The sequence below is a fragment of the Moritella sp. PE36 genome (genome assembly GCF_000170855.1).
In the GTDB taxonomy this organism is placed as follows: Bacteria; Pseudomonadota; Gammaproteobacteria; order Enterobacterales; family Moritellaceae; genus Moritella.
The window spans coordinates 34,692-51,887 of sequence record NZ_ABCQ01000030.1; the positions used below are offsets into that span (position 1 = coordinate 34,692).

A 17,196-nucleotide genomic window follows, 5' to 3' on the forward strand; every position below is an offset into this window, starting at 1 on the left:
ACAAGTCGCTACAGGGGCAAAATAGCGTGTGCAGTTGTGATATGACAAATCACTCCAATCCATCACATGAGAAAATATATGGCAAACCGATGTGAACATATAGTTGGTGAGTTGAAGCTCTAAGCCAAAAAGGGGCAGAATCGAATTAGAGTTATTATAATGTTTTTTAAAATTTTTGCTGTACAGTCTTTACAGAAAAAACCTTAATCGAATATGTTAAACTTATCTGAAAAGGCTTTCCATTCAGTGACAACGAACGATGAAAATTGGAAAATAATGATAAAGAATAATAAGCCAGTTAGGATAACACTCGCACATATAAATGATACGCACTCCTACTTTGAACCTCAGTCACTGCAGTTACAGCTTAACATTGAGGGAAAAAGTATATCGCCTTATGTTAGTAATGGCGGGTTTTCCCGTATAGCGACCAGAGCTAAACAACTTAAAGCGACTGCCCTGAAAAATAATCGAGATTTTATATTTGTTCATGCTGGAGATTGCTTTCAGGGGACGCTCTATTTCTCGCTATTTAAAGGTAAGGCCAACTCAGATATGCTCAATGCACTGGGCATTGATGTGATGACAATTGGTAACCATGAACTCGATATGGGCAATGAACCTGTGGCTACATTTTTAGATCGTATTCAGTTCCCACTGTTAGCTGGTAACTGGGACCTTTCTAACGAAATAAAAACGAAGTCTCATCATTTAAACGGGCGATCTAACTTATTCTCTTATCAGGCTGCTCAGCAGACTGCACGCTGGATGACTCGTGTTGTAGATGACGAGCCCGTTGCTATATTCGGGGTGTCATTGGATAAGATGGCTGATATAGCGAATGTAGATCCGGACACGCCATTTATTAATGCCTTTGAAACCGCCAAAAATACTGTTCGGGCTATCCGGAAATCAGGTATTAATAAGATAATATTAGTGAGTCATCTTGGTTTTGATGGTGATTGTGAATTAGCTAAAGAAGTGGATGATATCAGTTTGATTGTTGGCGGTCATAGCCACACCCTTCTCGGAGATTTTAGTGACTTAGGACTGAAAAAAGAATCTGAATACGGATATCAGGTTAATGGTACTTATATTGTTCAAGCGGGATTTCACTCACAGGCACTTGGCCACTGTGACATTGATTTCGCAGCCGATGGTTCGGTGAGCACTTTCAAGGGCAAAAATGAGCTGCTTATTGGTCGCCGACTTTGTATTGATGCGAGCTTGTTAACAGCCAATGATGATGAAATCCATGCAAAAGCGAGCCTCTACCTCACTCAACATGAAAACGTGGTTGTGTGTAAAAAAGATCCGACACTACAAAGCTTGCTACAGGATAAATATATCCCGAAAGTACGTAAACTGCAAAATACTGTGATTGCTAAGTTAGCAGAGGATATGCGACATATCCGCGTTCCCGATCTGAAGGGAGGCAGTGATATTGCCCCGCTAGTAGCCGAATCTTTTGCTCATATGATGAATAAAAATGGTCATCGAGTCGACTTTGCAATTCATAATGCTGGAGGTGTGAGAACGTCTTTACACCGCGGTAATATTTCAATTGGTGATATTGCAGGTAAGCTACTTCCCTTTGCCGTTCCCATTGGTGTTTATCGCATCAAAGGCAAATATATCGCACAGGCACTAGAGGGTGCAATCAACAACGCCACCAATAATGGGGTTCTTGGCTCTGGTTCGGGAAGCTACCCTTATACCTACAATCTGAATTTTAGCTATTATGCCGAACGCCCCCTTGGTAAGCGAATTACTAAACTTACTATCTATACGGAAGAAGATGGTTGGAACGATATTGATCATGAAATGATTTATCACGGAAGCTCCTCCGCTTATACCATGAAAGGTAAAGAAGGTTATGAAGCATTAACCATGATGGAAGCTGATGGCATTGTTACCCAATATTCGATGGCAGATTGCTTCATTGATTTTATCCAAACAGACTATAAATCGTCTTCACGTGAGCAGTTGTGGTATGGCAAACCGATGTGAACATATAATTGATGAATAGATGCGCTAAACCATACCTAGACAGGAATGACTTAGCGTATTTAGTTAATTCGACAAAGATGGGAATAAGGTGATGTTACTGTTAATTTATCCAAAACGAGCGACTAATAACCCCAAGTCATCAGCAGGGAAAATATCTTGTCGCTCTAGATAAAGCATCAAATAAATCTCGGCATTCCAGCAACCAACCCCTTTTAGACTAGTGATAGCCTTGATTGCATCAGAGAAACCACACGGTCCATAATTACAGCGGCTACTGCGTAGATAATTGCTGACTAACAATTGTAAATAGTAAGGACTCAAATCCATGAGGATTTATTCGAGCGGGTGGAGCCCCTAATTCTTTAAATGCCTTTTCAAGATCTTTATCTATTAGGCTAAGCGCTTCTAGTCCACGAATTATCGTTTTTTCATCCATATTATTCTGTTTCCAATACTGAAAATTAAGCCCTAGCAGATTTAACTCGAGCCCATAATCTTCCATCTATGGCAGACAAGCCCAGAGCAATCAGCAACATCCCAACAAAATGAATAGTCTCCAAGGATTCATTTAGGTACAGCGAACCTAGCAAAATAGCCGAGACAGGAACCAATAACGTAACCAATAAAACATTAGTTGCTCCTGCCAACTCCAGTATTTTGAAGTAGATAACATAGGCAATTGCAGTCGAGAGAACGGCAAGTCCTGCAATCGCAGACCATGTTTCTAAGCTAATTCCAACAACATCAAATTGACCATCTACAATTAAGGCAATAGGAAACAATACTAGTGTGGATGCTGTAACTTGCCCTGCGGCAGTAATAATGGGGTTTATGCCCATAGCTTTAAATCGGCGACCATAAACACCTGCAAAGGCATAAGACAAAGCGGCAGCAATAACGGCCAACTGAGCAGGTAAACTGCCATTGCCACTTAAAGCAGGGAGTCCAATCATAACAACAACACCTATAAATCCAACGGCTACCCCGGCAAGTTTTAATGGAGTAGGACGTTCATCAGATAGCAATAATCCTGCCACCACAACGGTAAAAATGGGTGTGGCTGCGTTAAGAATAGATGCCAGTCCAGATGCGATTTGAGTTTGTCCCCACACAATCAGCGCAAATGGGAACACGTTATTTAGCAATCCCATCCCTAGAAAAGCTCCCCATACACTTAGTTTCTTGGGTGGCCGAAGTCCAATCATTAGAGCAATAACCCATAACGTCATGGCAGCAATCCCCACTCTAAGGGTAACAATTGTCAACAGAGGAAGCTCTGTCACAACTATACCGACGAAAAAAAACGATCCTCCCCATAGCATGGAAAGCAAAATAAGCATCGCCCATACGCGTGCATTCATTGAGGTGTTAATAGAAGATGTCATAATGAGTCCCACTCTGTGTTAATTTGTATTTAACCATATTAGCTAAGTGTCGAAAAATAAAAATCTGATTCTTGCGCCTTTCTTCTGTTTTCTATATTTAAAGCTGTATTTAATGTTAATAGAAATTACTCAGCAGGAAACGGATGGAAACATGAACTGAGATGCGGTTAGATAAGTTTGATTAACAGCTAAGTAGGATTACACCATAACCATACCATCTGAAATCGAATTGAGCTGCTTGAGGCAATATATCACTCACCCATTAGACTTGTATGGGCAGCGCCTAATATGGGGAGGTAAGTAGTTGTGATGTGAAAAATCACTCCCAATCCTCATATGAGAAAATTGGGAGTGCTGCCGTTATGTTCCGGCTTATAAGTCTTTCAAGAATGATATAAGGTTCTCTCGATCAGATTTGTTGAGTGTTAATACTGCTTGTTTGTGCTTTTCTGCTTCACCACCATGCCATAATACAGCTTCTAAAATAGAGCGGGCGCGGCCATCGTGTAAGAAAGTTGCACGTGGATCAACGGTTTGGGCAAGGCCTAATCCCCAAAGCGGTGAGGTACGCCATTCATTAGCTTGCGCTAAAAATTCCACCTGGATATCACCTTCTACAAACTGACTGTGTTTATCAAAGTCAGTTAATTCCAAACCCATATCATGTAATAACATATCCGTGTAAGGGTAGATCTTCTGCTCGGATAGCTCTGGAAACTCGGTTGATACCATCGTAGTGTAACTCTCGGTGTGGCACTGGTTACAGCCAATCTCGTTAAACACTTTTTTGCCTGCTAATATATTGCTTGCATAAGCGTTACGACGTTGCGGCACTGATAAATGGTTCGAATAAAAAGTCACTTTGTCTAATACCTTAGTTGATACCTCATAGTCATACTCAGAAACCATATCGCCATTACCGTTAGGTGATGATTTACAATCTTTTTGGTGCGGTAAACAATTTTCTGTTTGGAAAAGGTCTGTGGTTAAACCCATATCCCCTAAAAACGCGCCGGCGGCTTGCTGACGAATAGTCGGTTGACCGGCTTTCCAACCGAAACGGCCTAACCTGATGTTTTCATCTGCAACGGACCAAACGTAGTTAGCGCGGCCAGAAATACCATCTTTGTTGCTATCTTCAATATCTTGTTTTGCAACAATCTGCTGTTCGTCAATTAATGCTATTAACCCTAACCCTATCATAGGTGGTGCAACTCGAGCAGACAGCACTGTATCTTCTTCGATTTCACAGCCGTTGGCTTTAACATGCCAGGTTGGTTTGCGTAGTTCCACCGCAAAACCATCGGTAAATTTAACAGTTAAATATTCATAACTGACCGCTTGGCTGGCTTCTTCTTGAATAGCGAAGTTTGCTTGGTGTTGCAATTGTCCGCCGATACAGCTATCAGCCACATTTGCCATTAATGATTGCTGGATTGCTTTTTTTTGTTCAGCAGTGATCACACTTTTTGAAGCACGTAATAACATGCTATTAAAATCGGTACCTTTTTTACCGATGTCGGCTTGTGAGGCATGACCTCGACCATCACGAATATGACAGTCCTGACAGGCATTATTATTAAACAATGGCCCTAAACCGTCTTGTGAGCTAACTGACCCTGCACTTTGTGCCCATGGCTCTTCGAAGAATTTATTACCGCCGTTAAATTTTAATATTTGTTTCGCGGTTTTAATATTGGCTGAATGTGAAGAGAAGGCAGAGGCATATATACTTTTAACACTGGTTTCACCTGCAGAAAGATGCTGCTGTTTATCGATGTTCTCTGCTGCCAGGCAATTAACGGAAAAAAGCGCTAATAATGAAAGGGTGATTTTTTTCATGATGATTACTTGTTTTTTATTTGTTACAAACTAAAAAGACAGCGCTTATTTTACTAAGGACTGTCTTAAGCTAAAGGGATTTACTGGGAAATATTAGTCACCACTACCAGATAAATTCAAGGCTTGTAGTGATAACAGCTCTTCCACCGAATTGAAAGAGGATTGCAAGTCTACTAATTGGTAAACTGCCGCATATGCTGCCTTTTTCTCAGGTGCATCATCTGCTTGGCCGATAATTTGATCAAAACGGATAGGCTCTGCTTGTTCCCCTGCATTGTAAACCACCAGCATATTTTTTTCGATTGCGTTTAAAGCATCATCAAATTGTTTAAATAAAGCTGGATTTTGTTGATTGATAAAATCAGCTAGGCTCGCACCTGAGACTTTCTCACCATCGATAGTTTGGTAACTACCGTAAAATACGTTGCGTACACTTTGTAGGTTATAATAAATGGCAACGTGGCTTAAATCACTGAAACAGTCATGTTCCTGCTCCGGATCTAAACCTTCTAACCCTTCATTCATACGTGCTGATGCTAACTCATCGGTTGCCATTGCTTTCATGGCAAATAACATATAACGGATACCATCTGCTGAGGTTTTAAAATTATTTGCCAGTGTGCCTTTAGTGTCAGCCGCTTGCTCTGTCCACTCTGCAGTCATTGCTGTTAAGTCATCAACAAGCAGTTGTGTTACAACATTCAAGTAATCACGGCGACGGTCACAGTTAGATGCGCTACATGTTCCGCTTTTATCCATTTGGAAATCGTTAACACTACGCTCACCCGCACCTGCTTTAGTGCCGTTTAAATCTTGACCCCAAAGTAAGAATTCAATTGCGTGAAAACCAGTTGTTACGTTTGCTTCACCGCCAACACCGTTTTGTGCAATGAGGTAATCAATAGTGATATCAGCACCATTTTTTTGATTAATGATGCCGGAGTTTTCATTACCTTCAACGTAATCAATAGCTTGCTCATCTAAAGGCCATGCATTCACTTGCCCTTCCCATTCATCAACGCTGTTTAGGCCGCCGTCTTTATCAAGACCCGCATTGATAGTGATATCCGTATCCCAGCGTAGAATTTCTGACTGCTGATACGGCACACGTGCAAGTTTATACGCTTCTTTCGCATTGTCTAAATTTTGCACTGTCGGTGCGGCTAACAAGGTCTCTACTTTTGCTTGCAGAGTTAACGCGGTCGTCAATGAATCTGCATAAGCGGCGTGTGCCATCATGATGTAGTTATCTTTTACATCCTGCTCAGTGACGGTTATCGTTGCCGGCTCGTGATCTTCTGCTTGCTCGGCACATGCAGTAAGAACAACAGCAGCTGATAGTGCAGCAGCAATGATTTTTTTGTTTAACATGAAGCTATCTTCCTTGTTTTGATTTACATCATAATATAATGATAGTTATTTGCATTGGCGAATAATAATTATTATCATTAGTTAATGCAAGCTTTTGCTAAATATATAAACAAATTTATGCTTACACAGAGAGTGGTAACAATTTGAATTGGTTAGAACATTTTATCTCCCCTTGGTTTTTTTTATTTGAAGCAGACAAGCGTATATACTGGTTATATCTTTTAACTAGCGGTCTTGTTGCTCTTTTTATTTCTGGTAAACAGTTATTTTCAGTAAAGCTGTGGTTTAATCAATCCAGCTTGGTCGATGTCTGCTGGTTGTTTATCAATCAATGGATTTTTAAATTTTTGGTCGTGCCGTTATTAGCCTTACAAGTCAGTTATGCGTTATCCATTAATAATTTTTTAAATACTTTATTTGGAACAGGAAATTATTGGGAAATAAATCAGTCATTGCTGGTCGTATTTTTTACCTTTAGCCTGTTTATCGGCCAAGACTTTGGGAAGTTTTTAGTTCACTTTTCCTTCCATAAAATCCGTTTTTTATGGCGTTTTCATGCCGTACACCACAGTGCAACCACGATGACGCCTTTGACCTTGTACCGTATTCATCCAGTGGAGATGTTAATTAATAGCCTGCGTAGTTTATTCATCGGCGCAATGATGAGTGGTTTGTTTATTTATCTGTTTAAAAACCCGCTGGGTATTAGCCAAATATTAGGGGTTAATCTATTTGTTTTTATCTTTAATATTGCCGCGAGTAATTTACGGCATAGCCCTGTTTGGCTAGGGTTTGCTAAATGCGAATATCTATTTATCAGCCCTGCACAGCATCAAATTCACCACAGTGCAGCAACACAACATTTTGATAAAAACTTTGGTTCCGCATTGGCAATTTGGGATTATTCATTTAATTCATTGCTACTCAGCGAAGGACAATCAGTCAACGCTTTTGGGATTGACAAAAAAGCCATTGATCGACAAACTTTTAAACAGCAGTGGTGGGGTATTAAAAGTTAATTTTATTCGTGAGGTTCCAATACGATTAAGAACATTTGTAGAGAGTGAAAACTGTAGTGGTCAACAAAGTGAATACCATAACGGTCCGATGTTAGGTATACGCCGCAGTCGTAAACCCCAGAAGTAGGCTGCCAACTAGCGCAATGTTCGGTTAACCTATCATTGAGAGCAACCCACTAATAACCATACTGACAATACAAAGAAGAATCTGGTCATTTTATTTTATCCCCACTGTTATGATAAAAATTCAATAGAAATAACTTAAACTATTTTAAAAATCAATGCATTGAAACCTATCAAGTGCCCGTAATTATAAATTAGTAATCAAGGTCACGATGCATAGCGGTAGTGCTACACTAGCTTACTCGGTCACGATAATTTATAGTGTCTACAAAGTCATATTTGTCATGATATTGGCTACTTATTCGTAATATAAACTTATATAAAAAGGGATCATATGAGTCTTGAAATTCGTGACCTGTCTATTTTATTAATTGAGCCTTCCACTACACAAAGCAGGTTTATCACTACACAATTGCAGGATGCCGGTGTTGATAACATCGAGTGTGTATCCTCAATCGCACAAGCAAAGCAAAGTTTAACTGGATTCATTCCTGATTTGATCATTAGTGCTATGTATTTTGAAGATGGTTCGGGGGCTGAACTTGCTGAATTCGTTAAATCAAATATTCTCACCGAAAATATTGCCTTTATGCTCATTTCGAGTGAACAACGATTTTCTGTGTTAGATAAAGTGAAACAAGCTGGCGCTATCGCAATTTTACCCAAGCCGTTTAAATTTGTTGATTTACAACGCGCCCTCAATGCCACGCTTAGCTTCATTGAACCAGAAGAAATAGAGCTGGATTTATACGATGTAACCACATTAAAAATACTTGTTGTCGATGATAGTTTAACGGCAAGAAAGCATATCTGTCGTGTACTCTTCAGTATGGGTATTGTGGGGGTGACAACCGCTGAAAATGGCGTTGAAGCATTAGAATATTTGGCACAAAATACCTTCGATTTGATTGTGACCGATTACAATATGCCAGAAATGGATGGCAAAGAGTTAGTTGAGAAGATCAGAACAAACCCAGAATTATCATACCTACCAATCTTGATGGTAACATCTGAAGAAGGCAGTGCGCAGTTAAGCGCGGTAAAACAAGCCGGTGTCTCTGCACTGTGTGATAAACCTTTTGATATTGATACGGTTAGAATGCTGGTGCAACAACTGTTAAATGAACAATAATTTTTAATAAACAAGCAGCTGCAATTACAATGATACCGAACCTCTGGGCTATACCGGGAATTTTTATGTTATATGGCGCTTCCGTTGAAGCCAAACCGCATAAACATAATGCCATACAAATCGTCTGGCCCAGTGCAAACTCAAATGTCACACTGCTTGAAACACAAATAACAAAGCCCCTCGTTCTTGCTTCCGATATTGAACACAGATTAGTGATGCAAGAAGGCTGGGTTATTTTAGTTGAGCCACAATCCTGGTTAGGTGTTTTACTCTCTGAATATTTACAAGGAGCAAGGTTTCGAAAAATAACCGATTTAGCATACTTTTCTTCCGCTAAAATCCAGCCAATGGCAGACTCAACCACCCCAATAGCCTTACTCACTCCCCTACTTCTCGCCCTTAATATTAACTGGCAGAAAACAGCTGAACTTTTGAATATTGACGGTCAGCAACTAGACCACAGAATAAAACAGCTAGTTAATAAACTTAATGATTGCTTTGGCAGTGAATGTTTAAAACCAAGTCGTTGGCGAGCGCATGAAGTCGCAAGTGAATTAGCCATTTCTGAAAGTCGATTCCTACATCTGTTTAGACAAGAAATGGGGATCGCGTGGCGACCTTATCTATTATGGCGACGCCTGCTTTGTGCTGTTGAGGCAATAAAACACGGAAATAATGCCACAGAAGCGGCCTACCTCGCCGGATTTTCCGATAGCGCACACTTAAGCAGAACATTTCACAACATATTTGGAATGACATTACGTGACGCCAAATCGTCATTGCTCTAAATTATTGAATACCCCACGAAATACATATCTAAATAGAAAGTTAATAACTTAGCCAGTTTATTCAATTTTTAACTCACAGCTTAACTTATTCTAATCACTCAAACCTGTGAACGGAGTAAATCATCATGACAGCTAATCAGACCTATCTTAAAACAACCCCTATGTTGGATTATTTCAACAAGGATATTCAACAATTAATCACCCAGCATGGATGGCGAGATCTTTCTCAATACGATGCCATTGGCGCAGTATACAATTTTGTTCGTGATGATATCGCATTCGGCTACAACCGTGATGATACATTAACGGCCAGCCAAGTATTAAAAGATGGTTATGGTCAGTGTAATACTAAGGGCACGTTATTGATGGCATTATTGCGCGCGTTAAACATCCAAACTAGATTTCATGGCTTTACAATCTTCAACGAGCTACAACGTGGCGCAATTCCAGCCTACATGTTTAGTTTCTCACCAAAAAAAATAATTCACAGTTGGGTCGAAATATATTTCGAAGGGCGCTGGTTAGATTTGGAAGGTTACATTATTGACAGTCAATATCTATCCGTCATTCAAGCTCAATTTCCAGATCAATGTGAATCGTTTAGTGGCTTTGCTATTGCCACTGCTTGCTTAAAAAAACCAGACAATGAATGGCAAGGAAATAGTACTTATATACAAAAAGAAGGGATTGCGGATGACTTTGGCTTATATGATCAACCCGATGATTTTTACAAAGAAAAAGGCAGTAATCTCACCGGTATTAAAAAACCATTGTTTCGCTATCTGCTGCGCTATTTGATGAATGCGAATGTTAAACGAATTCGAAGAATGAAAGTAACCGCCTAACAATTATACTTATAAAACACGCAAGCTACACGTGGGATCATAAGATCCCTTTACATCGAGAGATTACAATTAACTCGCTATTTTTATCCCTTTCAACTGCTGAAATGAGCTGGCTTTGGCATCTTTTAAAAACTCACTCATGTATGGCATTTCCAGCTGCTCTACACGGATTGCCGCATATAGCGTAGTCCAACAACTTTCCTCACCAAGTGGTTTAGCTAGAATATAATCTTTCTCTAAATACTCTGTTAACGCCCAATTAGGTAATGCCGCAACACCGCGGCCACTCGCCACCAGCTGTAACATCATGATGGTTAATTCCGCATGTCGAATAGCATGAGGGGAAACCCCTGCTGGGTCTAAAAACAGATTAAAAATATCTAATCGCTCCTGCTCTACAGGATACGTGATCAACGTTTGATCACTCAGATCCTCTGGCTCGATATACGCTTTATCCGCTAAAGCATGATGACGGCTCACTGCAAGCATCGGTTGATAGCTAAACAGCGGTTCGTAATGAATACCTGATAATACTTGGGGATCGGACGTCACCACTAAATCTACGTCACCCCGCTTTAATGCTGGCAAAGGGGCAAAGCTAAAGCCCGAGGTCAAATCAAGCTCTACTTCTGGCCAGTGGTCACGGAACACATCAATTGCCGGCATGAGCCACTGAAAGCAACTGTGACATTCGATAGCCATATGTAAGCGCCCTGCATTACCTGATAACAAACGGCTGATATCACGTTCAGTGTTGGTGAACATAGGTAACACTGATTTCGCCAGTTTAAGTACCCGCTCCCCTGCAACGGTAAAGCGCAATGGTCTGGTTTTTCGAATAAACAATGCCGTATTCAAACGGTCTTCAAGATCTTTTATCTGATGTGATAACGCAGATTGCGTCATATAAAGACTTTCAGATGCTTCGACTAATGAACCGGTATTTTCTAATGCGATAATAGTTTTCAAATGCTTAACTTCGAGCATCGTTAATTCCCTTTTAAACGGATGACTAAATTTAGCATAATGCCAACATCAATTAATTTCAACTTAATCAGTAAAAATATGAATTTGATTCATGTGAAATAATATTCAATACTTTAGCCATCTAAACAGCTAAGCGTCTACACCTTAAGTTTACCGTTTTAATTTAAAGTTTAAGGCTCAAGCATACAAATACATCTACGCAAATGGAGTTACAGATGGCTAAATCACACATATTAGGTTTCCCACGTATCGGTGCAGACCGCGAGTTAAAAAAAGCAATTGAGTCATATTGGAAAAATGACATCTCCAAAGTTGAGTTAGAAGCCGTTGGTAAACAACTGCGCGCTAAACATTGGCAGCAGCAAATTGATGCTGGGCTAGACTTCATCACGGTGGGTGACTTTGCTTGGTACGACCAAGTATTGGCATTGTCAGCGACCTTAGGTGTGATCCCAGAGCGCCATCAACAAGAAACGATCACCCTTGATACGCTCTTTAATATGGCGCGTGGTTCTAGCCCTTGTTGCGGTCAACAAGCGGCGGCATGTGAAATGACCAAATGGTTTGATACCAACTATCACTATCTTGTTCCAGAACTAAACGAAGACCAGCAATTCGCGTTAAGCTACAACCAGCTTATTGAAGAGCTACAAGAAGCAAAAGCACTTGGTTTCCCAATTAAAGCCAATCTACTAGGTCCAGTAAGCTACCTGTGGTTAAGTAAAACCAACAGTGATTTTGATAAACTTACATTACTACCTCAACTTGTTGCAACCTATAAACAACTACTTGCTAACATCGCCGCAGAAGGTGTTGAATGGCTACAAATTGAAGAGCCTATTCTCGTTCAAGATCTAACAAGTGAATGGCAACAGGCATTGACAACCAGTTATGCTGAATTAGCGAAAGGTAGCAACAAACTGTTACTCACCAGTTACTTTGGTGCGCTAGGTGATAATGCAGAGTTAGCATTCTCATTGCCTGTTGCTGGCTTCCATATTGATTTATCACGTGCGCCTGAGCAGTTAGACACCGCATTAGCGTTACTGCCTGCTCACGCTATTTTATCTGCCGGTATCGTCAATGGCCGAAATATTTGGCGTAACGACTTAGCAAAATCAGTACGTTCATTACAACAAGCTAAAGCAACGTTAGGTGCACGTTTATGGGTGGCTTCATCATGTTCATTACAACATAGCCCTGTTGATCTGGATAACGAAACCAAACTCGATACCGAGCTTAAATCTTGGTTAGCTTATGCGACACAGAAATTAACCGAGGTTAGCACCATCAATGCGTTGCTAAACGGTGATAATTCGGAAAAGTTAACCGCGCAATTAACCACAAGAGTAACGGAATCAACAGCGGTTGTTGCATCTCGAGCAACGTCTTCGCGAATTCACAACACAGCGGTTAAAGAACGTGTTGCTGCAATTACCGACCAGGATGCACAACGTCATAGTTCATTTACCCTGCGTATTGCAAGCCAGCAGCAAGAATTGAATTTACCCCTATTCCCAACCACAACCATTGGCTCATTCCCACAGACCAGTGATATTCGTCAAACGCGTAATCAATTTAAACAAAATATCATCAGCCAAGATCAATACATCACCAAGATGCAAGCAGAAATCAAAGATGTCGTAAAACGCCAAGAAGCACTCGGGCTAGATGTACTGGTACACGGTGAACCTGAGCGTAATGACATGGTGGAATACTTTGGTGAATTACTCGATGGTTTCGCATTTTCTAAAAATGGTTGGGTACAAAGTTATGGTACGCGTTGCGTTAAACCGCCAATCATCTTTGGTGATATTTCTCGCCCTGCACCGATGACAGTAGCTTGGAGTAAATATGCTCAAGCGCAAACCAACAAGCTAATGAAAGGTATGCTAACAGGCCCAGTCACTATTCTTTGTTGGTCATTTACCCGCGATGATATCAGCCGTGAAGAACAAACCAATCAAATCGCACTGGCAATTCGTGATGAAGTGGTTGATTTAGAACATGCCGGTATTAAAGTGATTCAAATTGACGAACCAGCGCTGCGTGAAGGACTACCGCTACGTAAAAGCGAGCAACAAGAATACTTAGATTGGTCAACAAAAGCCTTCCGAATCAGCGCGTCAGGTGTAAGAGACAATACCCAGATCCATACACACATGTGTTACTGCGAGTTTAATGACATTATGCCGTCAATTGCCGCGTTAGATGCAGATGTGATCACGATCGAAACCTCACGCTCTAACATGGAACTGTTATCTGCCTTTACCGATTTTAGTTACCCAAATGATATTGGTCCGGGTGTTTATGATATTCACTCGCCAAATGTACCAAGTGTAGAGTGGATGACGCAGTTAATCACTAATGCCAGTGAATACATCGATGTGGCACGCTTATGGGTTAACCCTGATTGCGGTCTAAAAACACGAGGCTGGAAAGAAACAGAAGCAGCATTGAAGAACATGGTGACTGCGGCACATCACTTACGCGATACATTTTCTAACTAAGCGTTATAGCCACGCCAGAAAGTAAAAAGGAGAGCGCGCGCTCTCCTTTCTCAATCTATATTTTTATATAGTAGGTATTAGTAATCTACAGCTGCACGCTTGCTAGTAATACTTTTCATCATTGGTAACACAGCTTGATGCGCAGGGTGATCTTGGTATACATCTAACGTTTCACGAGAATCTAAATCAGCAATTAATACTAAATCGTAAGAGCCCGCACCTTGCAGACAATCAATACCCACTTCCAAACGTTGTAACCCAGGGATCTGACCATTAAGCGCTTCAAGCACCTCTTTAGCTAATTTAGCATTGGTGCTTTTATCATTACCATTAGCTGTGTCGAGTAAAGTCCACATCACAATATGTTTGAACGCCATGATTGTTCCATCCTTAATTAACAAACGAATAATTCACCCAAGCAACAATTTACCTAAGCAACCTGGGAATTTGAAGAAGCGAAAGTATAACTTTAAATGTCTTATTTAGGTGGATGAATATCAATATTTCACAAAATTGTCATATAAGTATCACTAATATGCATTACATCTACCCTATATTTATCAATATACGCATTCATAAAAACAATTAAATAAGTGAATAAAATGAAAAAGACACTGATAAGCACAACCATAGCCCTGGCACTAATGACTGTTGTAACAGGCTGCACAGCAAAACAAAATGCCACATCTGTTGCACAATCACAGCAACAAGTACCATCCCCCCTTGCTGTCACTATGCTGGCGCGTTATGAATCAGGCCAATACGGTGTGAGTGCTGCAGAGATCTTAGATTATCACCCACAAAGTAACTCTATTTTCGTGGTTAACGCAGAAAGTGGCCAAGTAGATATTCTCGATGCCAGTATAATTGGCTCTGCACAAGCAGCTAAAGATCCATTGGCTCTTAATAATCTAACTAAAAGAGCGACATTAAACTTAGCGTCAGATTTGAAGTTGGCGCGCTTAGGTTCAGTAAACAGTGTCGCTATTTTTGATAATTTACTGGCTGTCGCGATCGAACGAGGAGACGGCAAAGATAATCCAGTCCAAGGTCGTGGTTTTATCGGATTTTATACACTCGATAACACAGGTAAAGCAACGTATTTACACGCTGTCGAAGTTGGTTACCTACCGGATAATGTTGTTTTCACCCATGGTGGCAATAAAGTTGTCGTGGCAAATGAAGGTGAGCCGAATGATGCTTATACTGTTGATCCAGAAGGTTCTATTTCAATCATTAATATCAATAACAACGTACCAGAACAACAAGCGACGAATATCAACTTTAACGACTTTAATATTCAATCTGCACGTCATCATGAATTACCCAAAGGCGTAAAAATTAATGGTCCAAAATCATCGATTAGCCAAGACCTTGAACCTGAATATATCGCTATATCCCACGACAGTTCACAAGCGTTTGTATCACTGCAAGAGAATAATGCCATTGCTGTTATCGACCTAAAATCACAACGTGTTGAACGCATTATTGATTTAGGCAGCAAAGATTATGGTTTAGCGAAAAACGCCTTCGATGCCAGTGATAAAGACGGCAAAGTAAATATCCAAACCTACCCTGGTGTATACGGTCTTTACCAGCCTGATACCATAGCCAGCTACAGTATTGATGGCGCTGATTTCATCGTCACCGCCAACGAAGGTGATGCGCGTGATTATGCAGGTTTCTCTGAAGAGACCCGAGCAGGTAAACTAACACTCGATACAAACCACCCACAATTTGACGCTATTCAAGATAAAAAACAGCTAGGACGACTCAAAGTAACGACCAGTATTGGTGATACCGATAATGACGGTGACATCGACAAGATCTACAGCTACGGTTCACGGTCTTTCTCTATTTGGGATGCACAAGGCAAACAAGTATTCGACAGTGGCAATGACTTTGAACGTATTACCGCTGACCGCTTAGGGATCAATTTTAATAACCATAATAGTAAAAACAAAGGCGATAACCGCAGTGACGATAAAGGTCCTGAGCCTGAAGCATTAGCGCTTGGCAGCATTGATGGTCGCCAATATGCCTTTATTGGCCTAGAGCGCACATCCGGTTTTATGATTTATGATATTACCGAACCACAACATGCCTATTTCGTTGATTACATTGTTAATCGTGACTTTGCGCCTAAATTTGAGATCGAAGACGGCGTCGTGACAAAGGGGGACCCAAGTGTGGTTGGCGATCTCGGTCCTGAAGGCATGAAATTTATTGCTGCGCATAAAAGCCCAAATGGTAAACCGCTCTTATTAATCGCTAATGAAGTCAGTGGTACAACGGTTGCTTATCAATTACAAAAGTAACCTAAAATTCCTTACCTGAGGTGATGCATTTTTTATTTACAATTTGTCATCTTTTATTTCGCTCTGGAATGTGATTTCTAAATAAAACCAATATGATTAACTCAGTTGAAAAAAACCTTAACCGAAATACTTTCACTAGGAGTGATCATCATGGCTAACTTACTAAACCAAGTAGAAACTATCTACAATGTCGCAAAAGAAACAGCAAAAACATCTATCACTGCAGGTTTTGGTGTTTATGGCACAATCATTGATGAAGCAGCAAAGTCATCAGATAAAGCAACTCAACTGTTTGAATCTCTAGTTGAGCGCGGTACGCAAGTTGAACCTAAAGTAAAAGAACAAGTTTCTGCACTTTTAGGTAAAAAAATCTCTTTAGAATCAATTGAAACTAAAGCGCAAAGCATTACTAGCCGTTTTACTGGTGTTCAAGGTCAAAAACTGAATGAAGTAGAAAGCAAAATTGATTTACTTGCTACTATGATCAGTGAACTAAAAACTGAACCAGCAAAAGTACAAAAAGTTGTTAAAGCACCAGCAAAAGCAACTGCTGAAGCATAATAATACTTTGACTGCATAATTGATTAAAGGGGGCTAAGTCCCCCCTATTCTCTATCCATTTCCCGCTTATCGCCCTTAGCGCATATCTATCAAATCCGCATTACAATTACCTAAAAACTGTTTTTCATTTGCGTTTGCACTTTACAATGTAAAAACTACTATTAAGTAATATCAAAACAACGTATACCATCCAGTAAGGACTAAGAATGAGCCAAGTCAGCTTAACTTATAACCCTGTTGAAGATCGCATGTTACTCATCGTTTCTAATAATATAAATCATCCTCAATGGTGGCTCACTCGGCAC

Annotated in this window: 14 protein-coding genes; 8 read left to right on the forward strand and 6 right to left on the reverse strand. The window is 40.4% G+C overall.

The features are described from left to right. The first annotated feature begins 276 nt into the window (after positions 1-276). Positions 277-2,010: a bifunctional UDP-sugar hydrolase/5'-nucleotidase gene (locus tag PE36_RS15535; RefSeq protein ID WP_043994613.1), complete on the forward strand. Its 1,734-nt coding sequence runs from the start codon at positions 277-279 to the stop codon at positions 2,008-2,010. Between the two features lie 105 nt (positions 2,011-2,115). Here PE36_RS15535 and PE36_RS24100 read toward each other — a convergent pair whose 3' ends face one another. From PE36_RS24100 to PE36_RS15555, 4 genes are all read right to left on the reverse strand, one after another. After that, entirely contained in the window at positions 2,116-2,337 is a 222-nt protein-coding gene (locus PE36_RS24100; protein WP_006032990.1) for a hypothetical protein, read from the reverse strand. A 134-nt stretch (positions 2,338-2,471) separates the two neighbouring features. Further along, positions 2,472-3,395, reverse strand: a complete 924-nt coding sequence (locus PE36_RS15545) for a DMT family transporter (protein ID WP_043994614.1) — start codon at positions 3,393-3,395, stop codon at positions 2,472-2,474. 372 nt (positions 3,396-3,767) lie between these two features. Beyond that, complete coding sequence (locus tag PE36_RS15550; protein WP_006032993.1) at positions 3,768-5,237, reverse strand: di-heme oxidoredictase family protein; 1,470 nt, start codon at positions 5,235-5,237, stop codon at positions 3,768-3,770. Positions 5,238-5,330: 93 nt separating this feature from the next. Then, positions 5,331-6,608: an imelysin family protein gene (locus tag PE36_RS15555; RefSeq protein WP_006032994.1), complete on the reverse strand. Its 1,278-nt coding sequence runs from the start codon at positions 6,606-6,608 to the stop codon at positions 5,331-5,333. A 143-nt stretch (positions 6,609-6,751) separates the two neighbouring features. On the opposite strand from PE36_RS15555, the gene PE36_RS15560 reads away from it, so the two are divergent. The 4 genes from PE36_RS15560 to PE36_RS15575 all read left to right on the forward strand — a co-directional run bounded on the left by PE36_RS15560 (position 6,752) and on the right by PE36_RS15575 (position 10,515). Beyond that, the gene (locus PE36_RS15560) at positions 6,752-7,627 is read left to right on the forward strand and encodes a sterol desaturase family protein (protein WP_006032995.1); all 876 of its coding nucleotides are present in this window, start codon (positions 6,752-6,754) and stop codon (positions 7,625-7,627) included. A gap of 457 nt (positions 7,628-8,084) precedes the next feature. Next, positions 8,085-8,882 (forward strand): response regulator, encoded by a 798-nt coding sequence (locus PE36_RS15565; protein WP_006032996.1) that lies wholly within the window; start codon positions 8,085-8,087, stop codon positions 8,880-8,882. Positions 8,883-8,947: 65 nt separating this feature from the next. Continuing rightward, a complete protein-coding gene (locus PE36_RS15570; RefSeq protein WP_232286596.1) occupies positions 8,948-9,670 on the forward strand; it encodes a helix-turn-helix transcriptional regulator in 723 nt (240 codons plus the stop codon). Between the two features lie 125 nt (positions 9,671-9,795). Further along, positions 9,796-10,515 carry a transglutaminase family protein gene (locus PE36_RS15575; protein ID WP_006032998.1) on the forward strand — a complete coding sequence of 240 codons (720 nt, stop codon included), beginning with the start codon at positions 9,796-9,798 and terminating at the stop codon, positions 10,513-10,515. A 69-nt stretch (positions 10,516-10,584) separates the two neighbouring features. Here PE36_RS15575 and PE36_RS15580 read toward each other — a convergent pair whose 3' ends face one another. Beyond that, complete coding sequence (locus tag PE36_RS15580; protein ID WP_006032999.1) at positions 10,585-11,502, reverse strand: LysR family transcriptional regulator; 918 nt, start codon at positions 11,500-11,502, stop codon at positions 10,585-10,587. A 215-nt stretch (positions 11,503-11,717) separates the two neighbouring features. Between PE36_RS15580 and metE the strand changes: the two genes are divergently transcribed. Continuing rightward, the gene (metE, locus tag PE36_RS15585; protein WP_043994615.1) at positions 11,718-14,012 is read left to right on the forward strand and encodes a 5-methyltetrahydropteroyltriglutamate--homocysteine S-methyltransferase; all 2,295 of its coding nucleotides are present in this window, start codon (positions 11,718-11,720) and stop codon (positions 14,010-14,012) included. A gap of 77 nt (positions 14,013-14,089) precedes the next feature. On the opposite strand, the gene PE36_RS15590 is transcribed toward metE, so the two are convergent. Continuing rightward, positions 14,090-14,389, reverse strand: a complete 300-nt coding sequence (locus PE36_RS15590; protein ID WP_006033001.1) for a Dabb family protein — start codon at positions 14,387-14,389, stop codon at positions 14,090-14,092. 267 nt (positions 14,390-14,656) lie between these two features. Here PE36_RS15590 and PE36_RS15595 point away from each other — a divergent pair, with 267 nt between their 5' ends. Both PE36_RS15595 and PE36_RS15600 read left to right on the forward strand, forming a co-directional pair. After that, positions 14,657-16,330: a choice-of-anchor I family protein gene (locus PE36_RS15595; RefSeq protein WP_369751265.1), complete on the forward strand. Its 1,674-nt coding sequence runs from the start codon at positions 14,657-14,659 to the stop codon at positions 16,328-16,330. Between the two features lie 150 nt (positions 16,331-16,480). After that, positions 16,481-16,891 (forward strand): hypothetical protein, encoded by a 411-nt coding sequence (locus PE36_RS15600; RefSeq protein ID WP_006033003.1) that lies wholly within the window; start codon positions 16,481-16,483, stop codon positions 16,889-16,891. Positions 16,892-17,196: the final 305 nt, after the last annotated feature.

Excerpts from the sequence above, each read along its gene's own strand:
- PE36_RS15535 (WP_043994613.1), top strand. The coding sequence starts at position 277 with ATGATAAAGAATAATAAGCCAGTTAGGATAACACTCGCACATATAAAT.
- PE36_RS24100 (WP_006032990.1), bottom strand. The coding sequence starts at position 2,337 with ATGGATTTGAGTCCTTACTATTTACAATTGTTAGTCAGCAATTATCTA.
- PE36_RS15545 (WP_043994614.1), bottom strand. The coding sequence starts at position 3,395 with ATGACATCTTCTATTAACACCTCAATGAATGCACGCGTATGGGCGATG.
- PE36_RS15550 (WP_006032993.1), bottom strand. The coding sequence starts at position 5,237 with ATGAAAAAAATCACCCTTTCATTATTAGCGCTTTTTTCCGTTAATTGC.
- PE36_RS15555 (WP_006032994.1), bottom strand. The coding sequence starts at position 6,608 with ATGTTAAACAAAAAAATCATTGCTGCTGCACTATCAGCTGCTGTTGTT.
- PE36_RS15565 (WP_006032996.1), top strand. The coding sequence starts at position 8,085 with ATGAGTCTTGAAATTCGTGACCTGTCTATTTTATTAATTGAGCCTTCC.
- PE36_RS15570 (WP_232286596.1), top strand. The coding sequence starts at position 8,948 with ATGTTATATGGCGCTTCCGTTGAAGCCAAACCGCATAAACATAATGCC.
- PE36_RS15575 (WP_006032998.1), top strand. The coding sequence starts at position 9,796 with ATGACAGCTAATCAGACCTATCTTAAAACAACCCCTATGTTGGATTAT.
- PE36_RS15580 (WP_006032999.1), bottom strand. The coding sequence starts at position 11,502 with ATGCTCGAAGTTAAGCATTTGAAAACTATTATCGCATTAGAAAATACC.
- metE (WP_043994615.1), top strand. The coding sequence starts at position 11,718 with ATGGCTAAATCACACATATTAGGTTTCCCACGTATCGGTGCAGACCGC.
- PE36_RS15590 (WP_006033001.1), bottom strand. The coding sequence starts at position 14,389 with ATGGCGTTCAAACATATTGTGATGTGGACTTTACTCGACACAGCTAAT.
- PE36_RS15595 (WP_369751265.1), top strand. The coding sequence starts at position 14,657 with ATGACTGTTGTAACAGGCTGCACAGCAAAACAAAATGCCACATCTGTT.
- PE36_RS15600 (WP_006033003.1), top strand. The coding sequence starts at position 16,481 with ATGGCTAACTTACTAAACCAAGTAGAAACTATCTACAATGTCGCAAAA.